The following is a 16,677-nucleotide window of genomic DNA, read 5'->3' on the forward strand; positions in this document are numbered from 1 at the left end:
CTCCCCGGAAAGGATCCCTGTGTCCCGGCAGTTCACCCTCCGCAGCGGCGCCCTCCACGCCGAGATCACCGAGCGGGCCGCGGCCCTGCGCGTGCTCCGCCACGACGGGCGCGACCTGGTCGCGAGCTGGCCCGCAGACGGGCCGATCCCCTGCTACAGCGGCACCCTGCTGGCCCCGTGGCCCAACCGGGTCGGCGGTGCCCGCTACGGCTTCGGCGACGAGACCTTCCACCTGCCGGTGAACGAGGAGGACCTCGGAAACGCTCTGCACGGGCTGGTGGCCGACGTGGCGTGGGAGGCGGTGGAGTGGCCCGCGGCCGACGACGAGCACGGTCTCGTACGGCTGGCGCACACGATCGCCCCCACCCCCGGATACCCGTTCACGCTGGCCCTGCAGGTCACCTACTCCCTCACTCCCGAGGGGCTGACCACCACGCTGACGGCCGAGAACACCGGGACCGCGGCGGCGCCGTACGGCTGCGGCCCGCACCCCTGGCTGCTGGCCGGCGACACCGTCGAGGACTACGAGCTGCACCTGCCCGCGGACCGCGTGCTGCTCGTGGACGAGGCGCTGCTGCCCCGTTCCCTGGAGGACGTCTCCGCCACGCCGTACGACTTCCGCGTCCCGCGAGTGATCGGCGGCGTCCCGGTGGACCACGCGTTCACCGGGCTGGCCGCGGGCGCCGACGGGCTGGCCCGGATCCGGGTGCGCGGGCCGGAGGGCGGTGTCGAGATCCGCTGGGAGGCCGCGGCGATGCCGTGGGTGCAGGTGTGCACCGGGACCGGGCTCGGCTACGCCGGGCTGGCCGTGGAGCCGATGACCTGCCCGCCGGACGCCTTCAACTCCGGCACCGACCTGATCGTGCTCCAGCCCGGCGAGAAGGCGGAGCGCTCCTGGACGATCTCCCCCCTGTGACGTTCCCGGCCCTGTGACGCCCCCTGAGGTCCCACGATCTCCCGGGCCGCTCCCTCTCCCCCGCCCCGGCGCCCCGACCACCGCCTTCGAGGTGAGGCCATGCACAGCCAGACCAAGCGACAGCTCTCCGCGGCCGAGCTCGACGCCCTGCTCCGGCGGGCCGTGGGCGCCGGGGTCGTCTCCTCGGCCGAGCTGACCGACGGTTTCGCCAACGCGGTCTGGCGGCTGGCCCTGGACGACGGCCGCGAGGTGGTGCTCAAGCTGGCTCCCCCGCCCGAGCTGGAACAGCTGCGGTACGAACGGAACCTGCTGCGCGCCGAGGCCATGGTCTACCGCACGGCCGCGCTGCCCGGCCCCGAGCTGCTGTGCGCCGGGTTCGACGACCCGGTGCTCGGCGGCGACTACCTGGTGCTGTCCGCGCTGGACGGGGTGGCGTGGAACCACGCCCCCGAGGCCCCCTCCGATGTCCTGCGGCGGGAGCTGGGCGGCCATCTGGCCCGGCTGCACGAGGTCACCGGCGAGGTGTACGGCTACCCGCACGCCGAACTGACCGGGCCGAGCTGGCGGTCGGCCTTCCGGACGATGATCGGCGCGCTCCTGGACGACGCGCTGCGCTACTCCATCACGCTCCCGGTCTCCCCCGCCTCCGTCGCCGCGGCCGTCGAGTCCGCCTCGTGGGCCCTGGACGAGGTGACCGCGCCCGCGCTGGTGCACTTCGACGTCTGGCCGGGAAACGTCTTCCTCACCCCCGCCTCCGTGAACGGCGGCCCGCCCCGGATCCAGGCGATCATCGATCACGAGCGCGCGTTCTGGGGCGACCCGCTGGCCGACTTCGTCACCCCGACGATCTTCGGCACGCTGGAGGAGGACGACCCGATCGTGACCGGTTACCGGGAGGCGGGCGGGGTCGTGCCGTTCGACGACGGCGCCCGCGTCCGGATCACCCTCTACCGGATCTACCTCTCCCTGATCCTTCTCGTGGAGAACGGCCCGCGCCAGTATCCGGAGGAGGAGTACGCCCGCCTGCGCGACCTCAGCACCGCCTCGCTCGTCCGGGATCTCGGTTCCCTCTGAGCAGCCCCGGCCGGAGCCGGGCACGGAGACGGGCCGCGCTCCCCTGGCGGAGCGCGGCCCGTCTCTGCGCCGCCCCGGCTACATCCGCGCGTGCGAGGGCATCCGGCCCTCGGCGTAGGAGCTGTCGAACATCTCCCGCTCCGTCAGCCGGGTGTTGTCCTGCTGGGTCTCCTCGATACGCAGCGCCACGCCCATGGCGAAGAAGGTCGGCGCCCACTCGCCGATGAAGATGCCCCAGCGGTCCGCCCGGGCGAGGCTGGCGTTCTCGACGTTCTTGGAGGTCAGCCACGATGCGAACGACAGGCCGATCGACGCGATCCCAGCGGTGTACATCATCCCGGACTTCACGCCCATCCGGTGAAGCATACTGATCATTTCTCATCCCCCCGATGGTGGTTCGTCCCTATCGCTACCCCTCACTCCTCATACGTAACCGGTCATGCGCACTCTGTGATGAAATCAGGCCTCTCTGGGCAGACGGAACATCTCCGCCTCCAGATCGAAGAAGCGGCGGGTCAGTCCCAGGGAGGCCATGCCGAGCCTGCGGCAGACCGCCCTGGACGCCTCGTTGTCCGGCTTCACGAGCGCGTAGACCTCTTCCAGCCCCGCGGCGAAGCCGCGCTCCACCGCCCCGCGGGCCGCCTCGGTGGCGTAGCCGTTGCCCCAGGAGTCGGGGTGCAGGTGCCAGCCCACTTCGACCTCCCCGTCACCACCGGGAATCGGGCGGAACAGCACGGTCCCGGCCGCCAGGCCGCTCTCCCGCACCTGCACGGCCCACGAGCCGTAGCGACGGTCCCTCTCATGGAGGGCGCGCCAGCCCTCCACCGCTCTGACCGCGTCGAACTCGAAGGGCGGCAACCAGCGCGTCACCTCCTCACGCGTGTAGATGTCGGTCATGCGGTCGAGGTCGGCCGGGTCGGCGGTCCACTCGCGGATGATCAGGCGTTCTGTCTCGTAAACGGTCACAACGGCCACCATGCCGCATCACACGCGATGGCACGTCATCCGCCAGGCGGATCTCCCCGCGCGCCACTCTTCCCGCACGCCACTCTTCCCGCACGCCGTTCTCCCGGCAGCGGGGCCCGCACGGCCATTCCCTTCCGGGAGACCCCGTGCAATAATTTCATTGGGTGATGAATTATGAGTAGGAACACATGCGTGATCGCCGGGGGCGGCCCGGCGGGGGCCGTGCTCGCGTTGCTGCTGGCCCGGTCCGGCGTCCAGGTGACGCTGCTGGAGAAGCACGGGGACTTCCTGCGTGACTTCCGGGGCGACACCATCCATCCCTCGACCCTGGAGGTCCTCGACGAACTCGGCCTGGCCGGGGAGTTCCACCGGCTGCCCCACCGCAAGACCCGCCGGATGGAGATCCACACCGACGACGCGGTGATCCCCCTCGCCGACCTGAGCAAGCTCGGCAGCCGTTATCCCTACATCGCGTTCGTCCCGCAGTGGGACTTCCTCAACCTGATCACCACCGCCGCCGCCCGCTACCCCGGCTTCCGGCTGCTCATGAACACCGAGGTGACGGGGGTGATCCGGGAGGGCGACGCGGTGCGCGGCCTCCGTTACCGCGACGCCGGAGGGGAGCACGAGCTGCGGGCGACGCTCACCGTGGCCGCCGACGGCCGCCACTCCGACGTACGCCGGGCCGCCGGGCTGGTGCCGGTCGAGCACGGCGCGCCGATGGACGTGGTCTGGTTCCGGCTGCCCCGGGAGCCCGCCGACCCCGACGAGACGTTCCTGCGGGTCTCCACCGGCCACCTGATGGTCTCGATCAACCGGGAGAGCTACTGGCAGCTCGCCTACGTGATCCCCAAAGGCGGCTTCGAGGCTCTGAAGGGCCGGGGCATCGAGGCGCTGCGCGCGCCGGTGGCGCGGATGCTGCCCTACCTCGCAGACCGCACCGAGCTGATCGGGGACTTCGGGGACGTCAGCGTGTTGTCGGTGGCGCTCAACCGGCTGCGCCGCTGGCACCGTCCCGGCCTGCTGGTCATCGGCGACGCCGCGCACGCCATGTCCCCGGTCTTCGGCGTCGGCATCAACCTGGCCGTGCAGGACGCGGTGGCCGCCGCGAACCTGCTGGCCGGACCGCTGCTGAGCGGCGAGGAGATCCCCGAGTCCCTGCTGGCCCGGGTCCAGCGCCGGCGCACCCCGCCGACCGTGATCACCCAGTTCGCCCAGCGCATGGTCCAGAACCGGCTGATCCGCCCGGTCCTGACCGACGGCTCCAGGCCCGTACGGCTCCCGCGCGACATCTCCCGGCTCCCGCTGATCGCGCCCCTCGCCCGGCGCTTCGTCGGGCTGGGCGTCCGCCCCGAGCACGTGCGCACCCCCGAGGCGGATATACGCGCGCGATACAGGTGATGTACACGACCACGCGACCCTGGTCCGGCGAGGGCGGACCGCCGCCCCGCCGGACCAGGAGGAGCAACACATCGATGAACGGACCCGCACGCGCTCTCCTCAGGGCGTTCCTCGGCATGGCCGTCGCCACCGCGGGCGGTGCCGCCTTCACGGCCCACGCCGACTCCGCCGCTCCCGGGGACGCCGTCCCCGGGAGCACCGTCCCCGGGAGCACCGTCCCCGGGAGCGTGGCTCCCACGGGTCCGGCCCCGAACGGCGCGGCCGCCTACGGGGACAGGACGATCGACCTGTCCCGGAGCTGGGAGGGCGCCCAGGCCTGCGCCGTCCTGTCCGCCGCCGTCACGTGTTACGGGACCTACCGGGAGGCCAACGCCGTCGGCGTCCGCAACGGCGGGAGCGCCGGGGACGCCACCGTCCTCGGCACCGCCGACTGCCCCGCCGGGTGGGTGTGCGTCTACGAGCACCCCGCCTGGGACGGCCGCCGGCTGCAGTTCCGCGACGAGCGGTGGGTGGGCCTGGCCCGGTACGGCTTCGCCCGGCAGGTCTCCTCCTGGCACAACAACCAGAACTGCTCCGGGGGCCGCAAGCGCGACGGCGCGTCCCTGCGCAACGGCTCCGGCCGGAGCATGACCATGGCGGCCTGCGCCCGGTCCGGTTCCATCGGATCCTTCAACGACGCCGCCACCGACATCCACGGCTGACCTGCCACCCCGGCGGCACGGCGGGCCGTGCCGCCCCGCGTTTTCCACGCGAGCGGAAAGAATCAGCGGTGCCGCGACATAGACCGAGTGTGCGCCAACAGGCAGAGAGTGTGACGGGCGGAATCCCGCCGGCCCCCGCGAGCACCGGCGGCGGGCAGTGCGACCACTTCATCGCCATGTACAGCCGCTACTACGACGAGGTGCTGCGCTACGCCTGGCGTCGGGTGGGACCCGACTACGCGGCGGAGGTCGTCAGCGAGACCTTCACCGTGGCATGGCGCCGGGCAGGGGAGCTCCCCGAGAACGAGCTTCCCTGGCTCTACACGGTCGCACGCAACATCATCGCCAACCGCCGCAGGGCCGACGAGCGCCGGGAGCACCTGCTGACCGCACTCGCCGAGACCGCCCAGACCGAGCCCGACCACGCCGACGCGGTGACCCGCAGGCAGGCCGCGATGGAGGCCCTGCAGGGCCTGAGCCCGGACGACCGGGAGCTGGTCCGGCTGGTCGCCTGGGAAGGGCTGGACGCGCGGGGCGCCGCGGCGGTGCTGGGATGCAGCACCGCCGCGGTGCACGTCCGCCTGCACCGGCTCCGCAAGAGACTGAGCCGCGCGCTCGGCCCGCCGGTCCGCACACAGGCCCGCCGGTGAGAGACCCGCCCCCGGTGGAGACCCGCCCGTGAAGGAAGGCGGCCCGTGAAGGAGGCCCGTTCATGAAGGCGGGACGTCGGAAGGAAACCCGTTCATGAAAGCGGCACGCCCGCCAAGGAAACCCCCTCGTGAAAGCGGCACGTCAGTGAAGGAGACCCGCCAGTGAGAGAGTCCTGTCAGTGAAGTCCGACATCACCGCGCTCCGGGAGCTGCTCGGTCCGCACGACCCCGCCGCCGCCGTCCGCGGCGACCCGGCCGTACGGCGGACCACGCTCTCCACCGTCTTCGCGGCCTTCCCCGCTCCGGACCACACGCCCCCGATCCATCTCACCGCCGTGCCCGCGACGAGGGGCGGATCACGGGCGCCCGCCCTCGCCCGCCGCATGCTGATCTCGGGGCTGGCCACGGCCGCGGCGGCGACCGCGGTCGCCGTCCTGTCCACCCTGGACCGGACGGCGACCGCCCATGCCGCGACGCCGCCACCGCTCGCCTACAGCGGCACCGGGACCAGGTCCGCGCACGAGGCGCTGCTGGAGATCGCCGACCGGGCCGCCCGCCTGCCCGACGACACGGGCACGGGCCGCTATCTCTACACCAGGACGCGCGGCTGGCACCTCGGTTCGGTGGTGAACGGCCGGAGCGTGCGCTCGGCGGTCGTGCCGGTCCTCACCGAGCGCTGGACGGCGCAGGACAGGCCCGGCCGCATCCGCACGGTCACCTCCCACCCGGAGTTCCCGTCCGAGGAGAGCCGGGCCGCCTGGGAGGCCGAGGGACGCCCCGGCCTGGAACCGCAGGTCTCCGACGAGACGCTGGACCTGCCTCCGCGCTGGAGGCCCGGCGATCTCGTCCCCGACGCGGAGCGGCTGAGCGCCGCGCTGGGATGGGCGGGGCCGCCGGAGAGCGGCGCGGCGGAGCTGCTCGTCACGATCGCCGACCTCTACCGCGAGCAACCGGTGCGTCCCGCGGTCCGCGCCGGGGTGCTGCGGCTGCTCTCCGGGCTCGCCGACCTGCGATACGAGGGGACGGTCGTCGACCGGGCCGGGCGGCCGGGAGTCGCGGTCAGCCTGGAGTCCGATCACGGCGGGCTGCCCAACCGGCACATCCTGATCTTCGACGGACGCACCGGCGAGCTGCTCGGCGAGGAGCGGACGCTGACCGCGACGGCGGGCGAGCTGGACCTGCCGGTGCCCTCGATCATCTCCTACACCCTGTTCCTGGACGCCGGGAAGAGCATTTCACCGACACCCCGATGAATGAACATGATTCGGACTCCTGATTTTTACATTTGAAATTACTCTTGCTATAACCCCTGTTGATGTAATTCCCCATGCTGTCCGATCATCATCCGGGGGCAGGAGTGCGTTTCCACATTCTCGGCCCGCTCGCGGCGAGAACCGAGGAAGGCCCTGTTGAGCTGGGCACGAACAAGCAGAGACTGCTCCTCGCGGTATTACTCTGCCGCCCGGGAAAGATACTCTCCACCGAGAGTCTGACATATGCCCTATGGGGCGAAAAACCACCCCCGTCGGCGGCCAGCAATATTCGCCTCTACGTGCACCGGCTGCGCCGCGCACTCGGCCGGGATCGCATCGTCACTCAGGGAGGCGCCGGTTACCGTCTGCACGCGCAGCCGCCGGAGATCGACGCCCACCGCTTCGCCGACCTCGTCCGGGACGGCCACGCGGCCTTCGGCGCGGGCGATCCGCACCGGGCGTCGCAACGGCTGCGCTCGGCGCTCTCGCTCTGGCGGGACCGCCCGTTCACCGGCATGGAGGACGAGCCCGCGCTCCAGCCGGAGGTGGACCGGATGGAGGAGATCCGCCTGAGCGCCGTGGAGCTCCGTCTCGACGCCGACCTCGCCCTCGGCCGCAACGCGGAGCTCATCCCCGAGCTGGTGGGCCTGGTCGCCGAGCACCCGCTGCGCGAGCACCTCCACGCGCAGCTCATGCTCGCGCTCTACCGGTCCGGCCGGCAGGCCGAGGCTCTGGACGCCTACCACCGGATCCGCCGCCACCTGGTCCGGGAGCTCGGCCTCGAACCGGGTTCGGAGCTCCGCGCCGTGGAGGCGACGATCCTGTCCGGCGGCTCGTTCCCGAGCCCCCGGCCCCCGTCGTTCCCGGGTCCGAGACCCCCCACGGAATCTCACCAGGGGAAAAGACCTTCTCACTCCGTGGACATCAGGGTCGGTTCGCCGGGCAGGGTGCAATAGCCTGTCGTATCGTGAGCAACAACCTCGATTCGTGGCGGCGGCTGCCCGCCGCTCAGCAGCCCGAATGGCCCGACCGCGGCGCACTGGAGCGGGTCGTCACCAAGCTGGAGGGCCTGCCTCCCCTCGTGTTCGCCGGCGAATGCGACAACCTCAAGGCAGAGCTGGCGGCGGTGGCCCGGGGCGAGGCCTTCGTGCTGCAGGGCGGCGACTGCGCCGAGACCTTCGCCGGGGCGACCGCCGACGCCGTGCGCAACAAGCTGAAGACGCTGTTGCAGATGGCGATTGTGCTCACCTACGCCGCGAAGGTTCCGGTCGTGAAGATCGGCCGGATGGCCGGCCAGTTCGCCAAGCCCCGTTCCAAGGGCACCGAGATCCGTGAGGGCGTGGAGCTCCCGGCCTACCGGGGCGACATGGTCAACGGCCTGGACTTCACCCCCGAGGCGCGCACGCCCGACCCCGAGCGGCTGCTGCAGGCCTACCACTCCTCGGCGGTGACGCTGAACCTGATCCGGGCCTTCACCAAGGGCGGTTACGCCGACCTGCGCCAGGTGCACGCCTGGAACCAGGACTTCGTGGCCGAGTCCCCGGCCGGCAAGCGCTACGAGCAGCTCGCCCGTGAGATCGACCAGGCGCTGGCGTTCATGCGCGCCTGCGGGGCCGACCCGGAGGAGTTCCACACCGTGGAGTTCTACTCCTCGCACGAGGCGCTCATCCTGGACTACGACCACGCGCTCACCCGGATCGACTCGCGCACCGGCCTGCCGTACGACGTGTCGGCGCACATGGTCTGGATCGGCGAGCGCACCCGCCAGCTCGGCAGCGCGCACGTGGAGTTCTTCGCGAACATCCGCAACCCGATCGGGGTGAAGCTCGGCCCGACCACCAGCGTCGACGACGCCCTCGTGCTGATCGGCAAGCTGAACCCGGACAACGAGCCGGGCCGCCTGTCCTTCATCACCCGCATGGGCGCCACGAAGATCCGCGAGCACCTGCCCGAGCTGGTGGAGAAGGTCACGGCCAGCGGCGCCCAGGTCGCCTGGATCTGCGACCCGATGCACGGCAACACCTTCGAGGCGCCCAGCGGCCACAAGACCCGGCGCCTGGACGACGTGCTGGACGAGGTGGCCGGCTTCTTCGAGGTGCACCGCGCGCTCGGCACGCACCCCGGCGGCATCCACATCGAGTTCACCGGCGACGACGTCACCGAGTGCGTGGGCGGCGGCCGGGCGATCGTCGAGGACGATCTGGCGCTGCGCTACGAGACCGCCTGCGACCCCCGCCTCAACCGCGGCCAGTCGCTGGACCTCGCCTTCCGGGTGGCCGAGCTCTACCGCTCCGCCTGACTCCTGCGAGCCCTCCTCAGGTCCCCCGGGTGACACTCCGGCGGCCCGGGGAGGGCGCCGTACGATCGTCTCCCCGTCCGGGACGCGTCCCTCGCGGGAGACGCCCGCGTGGCGCCCGTCGGCGCGTCAGTTCTGCGCACCCAGTTCGCTGGCGAGCTCGGCGCGGATCGCGTCCATGTCGAGGGCGCGGACCTGGCTGATCAGGTCCTCCAGGGCGGGCTCGGGCAGTGCGCCGGGCTGGGCGAAGACGACGATGCCGTCCCGGATGGCCATGACGGTCGGGATCGAGGTGATCTCGAATCCCTGGGCCAGGGCCTGCTCGGCCTCCGTGTCGATCTTGCCGAACGTGATGTCGCCGTGCTTCTCGGACGCCTTCTCGAAGATCGGTCCGAACGTCCGGCACGGCCCGCACCAGGCTGCCCAGAAGTCCAGCAGGACGATCCCCTGGTCGGCGATCTCGTTGAAGTTCTTCTCGGTTACCGCGATGGTCGCCACTACTGGCTCCTCTTTACTCTCCGGCGTCTGTACGGCTCGCATAACCCCGTACCCCCGTTGAGCATTCCATCCCTCACCCCCGGAAGGAAAACAGGGGGTCAATGACCACGGAGAAAGGGCTGCCGAGCTGAAAAAACCCTCCCCCTCCCCCGTTGAACGGACGGTGTCCGGGCAGCCGACCCGCGTAACCTCAGCGGATCCTGCGGAAGGTGTGCGGCATGACGCGCGGTGACGAGACGGACGCCCGGCCCACCCGGGTCCTGGTCGTCGGGGACGTGCACGGCGAGTTCGAGACGCTCGCCCGGTGGTCGGCCGCCGTACGGCGGGACCACGGGCCGCTGGACGCCATCCTCTCGGTCGGCGACCTGGAGCCCCACCGCGACGAGGCCGACGCGGCCGGAGCCCAGGCCCGGGCCAAACGTCGCGGCCCCGGCGACACTCCCGGCCGTCGCGGACCCGGCGACTTCCCCCGTGTCATGGAGGGTGCGATCGATCTGGGCGCGCCGCTGTACTTCATCGGCGGCAACCACGAACCGTGGCCCGCGCTGGACGAGGCCGGGCCGGGCCGGTGGGGCGGCGCCGCCTGCTTCCTCGGCCGGACGGGGGTCGGCGAGGTCGCGGGGCTGCGGGTGGCGTTCCTGTCGGGCATCTACGCCGCCCGCGTCACGGACGTCCCCGGCGTCCGCCGGGAGACGGCCAAGGACCGCACCTACTACACGCGGGAGGAGGTGGAGCGGGTGGGTCTCGCCGCGCAGGAGGCGGGGGAGGTCGACATCCTGCTGACCCATGACTGGCCCGCGGGCGTCGCCCCGCGGCTGGGAGCCCACATCGGCCGCCCCGAACTGCGCGCGCTGTGCGAGCGCGTCCGGCCCCGCTGGCACTTCTGCGGCCATATGCACCGTCCGCACCGGGCGGCCGTCGGCCCGACGGAGGTCGTGTGCCTGGGTCACATCCGCTCCGGGTACGGCGCCCTCGCCCTCATCGAGCGCGAGGCCGGCCAGCCGCCCGTACGCGTCCGGGGTCTCGGCCGCCGGGGGTCGCGCGGCTGATCGGCTGCCGGTGCGGGGTGTGAAGGGGGCGGGCCCGCCCCACCGGGGACGGCGGGGCGGGCCCTTCTCACGGCCTCGGGGACCTTCCGCTATCTCCTGCCGCCCGGCAGGGTCAGGCCGATGATCACGGGGTCGTGGTCGGAGGAGCGGAACGCGTTGGGCTCGTAGAGGCCCGGCGGGTTGTACTCCAGGTTGTAATCGAGCGACCTGGGCTCATCCGCGTTGATGTGCCAGATCGTGGCGCCGGTCACCCGCCTGAGCAGCTGCCTGCCGACCAGGGCGTGGTCGAGCTCGCCGAGCTTGCCGTCGAACAGGTAGCTGTAGCGCAGCGGGGCGGGGACGAACCTCTTGGTCACGCTGGTCAGGCCGCCGGCCTCCAGGGTGTCGATCGGGTCCTCCTCGCCGTAGGCGTTGAGGTCGCCCAGGACCAGCGGGTTGGGCAGGTTCAGGCTCTGGATCAGGCCGAGCGTGGCCTGGGCCTGGCGGACGCGCTCGCCGTTGTAGCAGCTCTGCCCGTCGCCCTGGTCGGCGTCGGGACCGGTGGCGTCCTCGTCGCAGCCCTTCGACTTGTAGTGGTTGACGAGCACGGTGAACGGCTGGCCGCCCTGGACCCGGCGGAACGTCTGGATCAGCGGGGGCCGGCGGAAGACCGGGTCGGTCGAGGACTGCGCCTGGCCGACGAGCTCCACCTCGGCCGGCTTGTAGATCATCGCGACGTGGATGAGGTCGGTGCCGGGGTAGGGGTGGGCCAGCGCCGCGTAGGTGCCGGCGCCGACCTCGGCGTTGAGCGCGTCGACCAGGGCCTGGACGGCGGTCTGGCCGTTGTTCTGGACCTCCATCAGGCCGACCACGTCGGCGTCCATGCCCTTCAGGGCGGCGACCAGCTTGGTCAGCTGGCGCTGCTGCTCCTCGGCGGTGCTCGCGCCGCGCGAGCCGAGGGTGGTGAACCAGTTGAGGGTGTTGAAGCTCGCCACCCTGACGTTGCCGATCACCGGGAGCGGCTTGGGCAGGCGCGGGCTGGTGCGCAGGAACGTCACCGGTTTGGTCGGCTGGAGGCGGTACTTGCCGAAGCCGTACCCCAGGACGCCGGTGAGGCCGACCGTGGTGTCGCCCAGCCGGACCACGCGCGGCTCGGTGTGCGGGATGACCGGCGGGTTCTCCACGGTGGAGCCGTCGTCCACGAGGAGGGTGCGGCGCGCGTCCTTGGCGGCGTCCACTCCCGGGCGGTCGGTCGGCTGGTACACGCGGCCCTCGGCGGCGACATTGATCTCACCGTAGCGGCCCAGGTTGTAGTGGTCGGTGACGGTGAGCGGCTCGGGGAAGGTGACGAGCATGCTCTCGACCGGCTCGAAGGTCACCCCCTCGGCGCGCGGCAGGTTCTGCCTGGCCGGGGCGATCGTGCCGGTGCCGCAGACGTCCACGGCGGTGACCGGGGAGATCTCGGTCCAGCCGTTGAACTCCACGGCCTTGCCGGTGACCAGGACGCGGTCGCCGGCCTTGACGTCCTTGAAGGATGCGCGGGCGAAGACGAACAGGCCCTCGGAGGTGGCCGGGTCGGCGTCCGGGGTCGGGTCCTGCAGGAAGAACCCGTTGAGCTGGTTCGGCTGCTGGAAGTCGGCGGTCACCACGCCCTCGACGCGGACGGTCTGACCGGCCAGCGGGCTGGCGTCGCCGCTGCCCTGCACCTGGGCGATCTGGTGGGTCGCCGGGGTCTCGCACGGAGCCGTGGTGGGCGTCGGGCTCGGCGTGGGCGTCACACTCGGCGTCGGCGTCGGCGTCGGGTCGACGTCGCCGCAGGGCGCCGGGGCGGCGGCCCGGTTGCGCGGCGCCGGGGCGGCGGCCTCGATGTCGGCGCCGTTGGCGTCGGTGTCGGTGCAGCCGCCGGCCCTGCGCAGCCCGGCGGTGGTGTTCGACAGGGCGGGGGCGGCGGTGCCCTCGGAGTAGTTGGCGGTGCCGTAGCCGACGAGGTCGGCGATGAGCGCGGTCTGCTCGGCGGTGCAGGGCACGGAGCCGCCGTTGCAGGCCAGGCCCTCGGCGGAGCGGACCAGGACGACCTTGCCCGAGCTCCCGCTCATGTTGATCGTGCCCGTGCTGTCGGGCGCGGGCAGCGCGGCGCCGTTGGCTCCGCCGGCGAGCTGTACCAGGTGGTACTGGCCGGGGGCGAGGGTGCCGGACAGCGCCGCCGTGTTGGCGGCGAAGGTGCCGGTGCCGGTGGCGCTGCCGTACTGGACGGACCAGCCGTCCAGGGTGACGGGCGCAGAGCTCCGGTTGAACAGCTCGACGAAGTCGTTGGTGAACGGAGCGCCGCTGTTGCCGCCGCCGCCGTAGACCTGGCTGATGACGACGGTGCCCGGCGCGGCGAGGGCCGGGGTTGAGGTGAGTGCCGCGACACCGGCGGCGGTGACGCCGACGGCCGCGAAGGCGGCGAGCGCCCGGGATAGAACACGCATGGCAGGAGCGTAGAGCCCATCTAATCGCCTTACGTCCGCCTATAAGTGGACGGAAGGTGAAATTAGGAATATTGACACTTCATGTCGATCCGCTGTATGGAACGTCGGCTTGCCTTGACCTAGCCCGGTCGCCCGGCGGCGGCTCCGGGTCATCTCAGGGTCGTCCCCGATGCGCGCGATCCCCCATGTCGGCCAGAATGGGTGCCGGATACCCCGGAGGGGGAGCGCACACCTGGGGAGAGCATGGCGGGCAGCGGGGTCATCGACGACTACGTCACCGGTCTCAGCCGTGCCCTCGACGGGCCGCGGGGCCCCAAGCGCGATCTGGTCACCGAGGCGCGCGACAGTCTGATCGACGCCGCCGAGGCCCTGGAGCTCGACGGTCTGGACCGGTCCGAGGCCGAGCGCGCCGCGGTCGAGGAGTTCGGCACGATCGCCGAGATCGCCCCCGGCTACCAGCGGGAGCTGTCCGTCGCCGCGGGCCGCCGGCTCGCCGCCCTGCTCTTCCTCTCCGTTCCGCTCACCGCGGTCATGTGGACCGCGATCTGGCGGGTGTTCCCGGTGGACACGATCTCCTACGCGGCCCAGCCCGGCTGGTTCGTGCCGGTGGCCCGCGCCGTGGACATCACGCAGCTCGGCATCGGGGTGATCGGCGCGTTCGCGCTGCTCGCGCTCGGCCGGGGACGGCGCAGGATCCGGCGGCCGTGGCTGGTCACCCGGGCGCTGGGGATGTTCGTCTGGGCCATGCTGCCGGTCATGCTCGTGCTGTGCTGGGCCCTGATGTACGGCTCGGGCAGGTCGTTCGGCTTCTCCGACTACACTCCCGGCCTCGCCGCCTCGGCGCTGAGCTACGGCGTGTGGGGCCTGCAGGTCTACTGCGCGACCCGCTGCATCGGCGTGACGGCCTCCGCCGGGCGGATCCGGCCCTGACGGCGACCCGGTCGCGGGGACGTCGCGGGGGCACGGCCCGCACCTGGCGGGGCACTTGTCGGGGCACTTGGTGGGGCACGGCCCTCACTTGGTGGGGCGCGGCTCCAGCACGCTTCCGATGGCGCTGGTGAAGCGCTGCCAGGCCGAGCGCTCTCCGGCCAGGGCCGTACGGCCGGCGGAGGTCAGCCGGTAGGTGCGCCTCTTGCGCCCGCCCACCGTGGCCCACTCGCTGGCCAGGTAGCCCGCCTGCTCCAGCCGGCGCAGCGCCGGGTAGACCGTGCCGGTCGGCACCGTCAGCGTCCCCCCGCTGCGCTCCTGGAGCGCCTCGATGATCGCGTAACCGTGCAGGGGCTCGCTCTCCAGTACGGACAGCAGCAGGGCGTCCATGTGCCCCCGGAGCGCGTCGGTGTTCACGTCCCTCACCCTACCTCTCCGATAGACAGCCTACATGTAGCTGTTCTACATGTAGGCTGTCTATAGATAGAGTGCCTACAAGTAGACAGGCATAACAACGGAGGTGACGTCATGGACGTGCTCGACCTGGCCCGGACGCAGTTCGCGGTGACGGGGAGCCTGCACTTCCTGTTCGTCGTGCTCACGCTGGGCCTGGCACCCCTTGTCGCGATCATGCAGACCATCGGCACGTTCCGCGACAGGCCGACGATGATGCGGATGGCCCGCTTCTGGGGCCAGGTCTATGTGATCAACTACGCCCTCGGCATCGTCACCGGCCTGGTGATGGAGTTCCAGTTCGGCCTGAACTGGAGCGGGCTGTCGCACTACGCGGGCGACGTCTTCGGCGCGCCACTGGCGATCGAGACGCTCGGCGCCTTCTTCCTGGAGTCCACGTTCCTCGGCCTGTGGATCTTCGGCTGGCACCGCCTGCCCCCGAAACTCCACCTGGCGTGCATCTGGATCGTCACGCTGACCGCCTACGCCTCGGCGTTCTGGATCATGGCGGCGAACGCCTTCCTGCAGAACCCGGCGGGCGCCGTGGACCGGGGCGGCCACCTGGAGCTGGTCGACTCGACCGCGTTGTTCACCAACCCCCTGCTCACCATGGCCCTGCCCCACGTGGTCGGCGCGGCCCTGATCACCGGCGGCACCGTGGTCATGGGCGCCAGCGCCTACCGGCTGTTCCGCCGGACCTCCGAGCAGCAGTTCTTCACCACGTCCCTCCGGCTCGGCGTGGTCGTCGCCGCGATCGGCGTCGTGGTCACGGTCGCCTTCGGCTTCGCGCAGTTCGGCCCGGTCGGGGAGTACCAGCCGGGCAAGTTCGACGACAACCCGCTGGCCGGGGCGGGCCTCGGCTTCATGATCCTGATCGGGGAGCTGATCCAGTTCGTCGTGCTGTTCTTCCTCCTGCCCGTCATCTACTGGCTGCCGCGCTGGCGGTGGGCGCATCCGATCGTGATGCTGATGATCCCGCTGCCGTTCATCGCCGCGATCCTCGGCTGGCTGGCCCGCGAGGCCGGCCGCCAGCCCTGGATGGTCCACGGCAAGCTGACCGTGGCCGACGCGATGTCCCCCGGGCTGACCCCCGGGATGGTCACCACCTCGCTGATCGCCTTCACCGCCGTGCTCGGCCTGCTCGCGGTGACCGACTACGCCCTGATCGCCCGCACGGTACGGCGCGGCCCGGCCGCCGTCTCCCTGGGCGCGGCTCCCGGCTCCGGCCCCGACGCCGCCCCCGACCGCGCCGCCGCGCTGAGCCTGTAAGGAGGCACCCGTGGACATCCTCTGGTTCGGCGTCTTCGCCGTCCTGCTGCTCGGTTACTTCGCCCTGGAGGGCTTCGACATCGGGCTCGGCATGCTCCTGCCGGTCCTCGGCCGGTCCCAGGAGGGCCGCGACCGCGTCGTGGCCGCCATGGCGCCGTACATCCTGGCCAACGAGGTCTGGCTGGTGGCGGTGGCCGGCGTGCTCTTCGGCGTCTACCCGCGCGCCGAGGGCGAGGTCCTGTTCGGCCTCTACCCGCTGGTCGTCTCGCTGCTGGTCTCGTGGATCGTGCGCGACGCCGGGCTCTGGTTCCGCCGCCGCGCCGACGGCCGCGCCTGGCGCGCCGGGTGGGACGGGGCGATCTGCCTGGGGTCGTACGGCCTGGCGTTCAGCTGGGGCGCCGCCCTGGTCGCCCTGGCGAACGGGATGTCGATCACTCCGCTGGGGCTCGCCGGCGGAGCCGCGATCGCCGCGGCGTTCGCCTTCCACGGGTGGACCTTCGCCTCCTGGCGGCTGCCCGGCGGGGTGACGGGCGCGCGCCGCAGCGGCAGGGCGCTGCTCGTCTCGGCCTGCGTGGCCGCCGCGCCCGCCGCGGCGCTGCTGGCCGGGGCCGCCCCCTGGCTCCTGGGGCACACCGCCCCCGCCGATACGCTGAATGTGCTCAGTCTCATGATCCTGCCCTTCACACCGATCATGCTCGGTGGGCAAGTATGGGTATGGCGCACGTTCGGTCCCGGGCGGGCGCCGGAGCGCACTCCGTCCTTCTTCTAGGGACT

At 71.8% G+C, this 16,677-nt stretch carries 17 protein-coding genes; 12 read left to right on the forward strand and 5 right to left on the reverse strand.

The annotated features are described in order from the left end of the window. Positions 1-19: 19 nt before the first annotated feature. Positions 20-916 carry an aldose 1-epimerase family protein gene (locus IEZ08_RS02195; RefSeq protein WP_068922972.1) on the forward strand — a complete coding sequence of 299 codons (897 nt, stop codon included), beginning with the start codon at positions 20-22 and terminating at the stop codon, positions 914-916. 99 nt (positions 917-1,015) lie between these two features. Beyond that, positions 1,016-1,990, forward strand: coding sequence for a phosphotransferase family protein (locus tag IEZ08_RS02200; protein ID WP_068922971.1), 975 nt, complete (start codon positions 1,016-1,018; stop codon positions 1,988-1,990). Positions 1,991-2,068: 78 nt separating this feature from the next. On the opposite strand, the gene IEZ08_RS02205 is transcribed toward IEZ08_RS02200, so the two are convergent. Together IEZ08_RS02205 and IEZ08_RS02210 are read right to left on the reverse strand one after the other, a co-directional pair. Beyond that, positions 2,069-2,344: a hypothetical protein gene (locus IEZ08_RS02205; RefSeq protein WP_229802865.1), complete on the reverse strand. Its 276-nt coding sequence runs from the start codon at positions 2,342-2,344 to the stop codon at positions 2,069-2,071. 105 nt (positions 2,345-2,449) lie between these two features. Beyond that, complete coding sequence (locus IEZ08_RS02210) at positions 2,450-2,956, reverse strand: GNAT family N-acetyltransferase (protein WP_068928691.1); 507 nt, start codon at positions 2,954-2,956, stop codon at positions 2,450-2,452. Between the two features lie 174 nt (positions 2,957-3,130). On the opposite strand from IEZ08_RS02210, the gene IEZ08_RS02215 reads away from it, so the two are divergent. The 6 genes from IEZ08_RS02215 (at position 3,131) to IEZ08_RS02240 (ending at position 9,260) form a co-directional block, all read left to right on the forward strand. Further along, a complete protein-coding gene (locus IEZ08_RS02215; protein WP_189241550.1) occupies positions 3,131-4,357 on the forward strand; it encodes an FAD-dependent oxidoreductase in 1,227 nt (408 codons plus the stop codon). A gap of 74 nt (positions 4,358-4,431) precedes the next feature. Continuing rightward, complete coding sequence (locus IEZ08_RS02220) at positions 4,432-5,058, forward strand: peptidase inhibitor family I36 protein (RefSeq protein ID WP_068922968.1); 627 nt, start codon at positions 4,432-4,434, stop codon at positions 5,056-5,058. A gap of 110 nt (positions 5,059-5,168) precedes the next feature. Then, positions 5,169-5,708: an RNA polymerase sigma factor gene (locus tag IEZ08_RS02225; protein WP_141703865.1), complete on the forward strand. Its 540-nt coding sequence runs from the start codon at positions 5,169-5,171 to the stop codon at positions 5,706-5,708. A 179-nt stretch (positions 5,709-5,887) separates the two neighbouring features. Then, positions 5,888-6,961: a CU044_5270 family protein gene (locus IEZ08_RS02230; RefSeq protein WP_068922967.1), complete on the forward strand. Its 1,074-nt coding sequence runs from the start codon at positions 5,888-5,890 to the stop codon at positions 6,959-6,961. Positions 6,962-7,035: 74 nt separating this feature from the next. Then, positions 7,036-7,917, forward strand: coding sequence for an AfsR/SARP family transcriptional regulator (locus IEZ08_RS02235; RefSeq protein WP_189241551.1), 882 nt, complete (start codon positions 7,036-7,038; stop codon positions 7,915-7,917). An 11-nt stretch (positions 7,918-7,928) separates the two neighbouring features. Next, a complete protein-coding gene (locus IEZ08_RS02240; RefSeq protein ID WP_176728458.1) occupies positions 7,929-9,260 on the forward strand; it encodes a class II 3-deoxy-7-phosphoheptulonate synthase in 1,332 nt (443 codons plus the stop codon). 126 nt (positions 9,261-9,386) lie between these two features. On the opposite strand, the gene trxA is transcribed toward IEZ08_RS02240, so the two are convergent. After that, positions 9,387-9,755, reverse strand: a complete 369-nt coding sequence (gene trxA / locus IEZ08_RS02245; RefSeq protein WP_068922966.1) for a thioredoxin — start codon at positions 9,753-9,755, stop codon at positions 9,387-9,389. Between the two features lie 218 nt (positions 9,756-9,973). On the opposite strand from trxA, the gene IEZ08_RS02250 reads away from it, so the two are divergent. Further along, positions 9,974-10,804, forward strand: a complete 831-nt coding sequence (locus IEZ08_RS02250) for a metallophosphoesterase family protein (protein WP_189241552.1) — start codon at positions 9,974-9,976, stop codon at positions 10,802-10,804. Positions 10,805-10,893: 89 nt separating this feature from the next. Here the strand turns inward: IEZ08_RS02250 and IEZ08_RS02255 are convergent, their stop codons facing one another. Then, complete coding sequence (locus tag IEZ08_RS02255) at positions 10,894-13,254, reverse strand: ExeM/NucH family extracellular endonuclease (protein WP_189241553.1); 2,361 nt, start codon at positions 13,252-13,254, stop codon at positions 10,894-10,896. A gap of 243 nt (positions 13,255-13,497) precedes the next feature. Between IEZ08_RS02255 and IEZ08_RS02260 the strand changes: the two genes are divergently transcribed. Continuing rightward, a complete protein-coding gene (locus tag IEZ08_RS02260) occupies positions 13,498-14,184 on the forward strand; it encodes a permease prefix domain 1-containing protein (RefSeq protein ID WP_068922963.1) in 687 nt (228 codons plus the stop codon). 84 nt (positions 14,185-14,268) lie between these two features. On the opposite strand, the gene IEZ08_RS02265 is transcribed toward IEZ08_RS02260, so the two are convergent. Further along, positions 14,269-14,598 (reverse strand): helix-turn-helix transcriptional regulator, encoded by a 330-nt coding sequence (locus IEZ08_RS02265; protein ID WP_141703863.1) that lies wholly within the window; start codon positions 14,596-14,598, stop codon positions 14,269-14,271. Between the two features lie 111 nt (positions 14,599-14,709). Here IEZ08_RS02265 and IEZ08_RS02270 point away from each other — a divergent pair, with 111 nt between their 5' ends. Both IEZ08_RS02270 and IEZ08_RS02275 read left to right on the forward strand, forming a co-directional pair. After that, positions 14,710-15,903, forward strand: coding sequence for a cytochrome ubiquinol oxidase subunit I (locus tag IEZ08_RS02270; protein WP_068922962.1), 1,194 nt, complete (start codon positions 14,710-14,712; stop codon positions 15,901-15,903). Positions 15,904-15,913: 10 nt separating this feature from the next. After that, entirely contained in the window at positions 15,914-16,672 is a 759-nt protein-coding gene (locus tag IEZ08_RS02275) for a cytochrome d ubiquinol oxidase subunit II (RefSeq protein WP_189241554.1), read from the forward strand. Positions 16,673-16,677: the final 5 nt, after the last annotated feature.

It is taken from the genome of Planobispora rosea (genome assembly GCF_014648175.1).
Classification (GTDB): Bacteria; Actinomycetota; Actinomycetes; order Streptosporangiales; family Streptosporangiaceae; genus Planobispora; species Planobispora rosea.

What these genes read in the sequence shown, in the direction of transcription:
- IEZ08_RS02215 (WP_189241550.1), top strand. Translation starts at nt 3,131, where the DNA reads ATGAGTAGGAACACATGCGTGATCGCCGGGGGCGGCCCGGCGGGGGCC.
- IEZ08_RS02235 (WP_189241551.1), top strand. Translation starts at nt 7,036, where the DNA reads ATGCTGTCCGATCATCATCCGGGGGCAGGAGTGCGTTTCCACATTCTC.
- IEZ08_RS02250 (WP_189241552.1), top strand. Translation starts at nt 9,974, where the DNA reads ATGACGCGCGGTGACGAGACGGACGCCCGGCCCACCCGGGTCCTGGTC.
- IEZ08_RS02205 (WP_229802865.1), bottom strand. Translation starts at nt 2,344, where the DNA reads ATGGGCGTGAAGTCCGGGATGATGTACACCGCTGGGATCGCGTCGATC.
- IEZ08_RS02255 (WP_189241553.1), bottom strand. Translation starts at nt 13,254, where the DNA reads ATGCGTGTTCTATCCCGGGCGCTCGCCGCCTTCGCGGCCGTCGGCGTC.
- IEZ08_RS02200 (WP_068922971.1), top strand. Translation starts at nt 1,016, where the DNA reads ATGCACAGCCAGACCAAGCGACAGCTCTCCGCGGCCGAGCTCGACGCC.
- IEZ08_RS02270 (WP_068922962.1), top strand. Translation starts at nt 14,710, where the DNA reads ATGGACGTGCTCGACCTGGCCCGGACGCAGTTCGCGGTGACGGGGAGC.
- IEZ08_RS02220 (WP_068922968.1), top strand. Translation starts at nt 4,432, where the DNA reads ATGAACGGACCCGCACGCGCTCTCCTCAGGGCGTTCCTCGGCATGGCC.
- IEZ08_RS02260 (WP_068922963.1), top strand. Translation starts at nt 13,498, where the DNA reads ATGGCGGGCAGCGGGGTCATCGACGACTACGTCACCGGTCTCAGCCGT.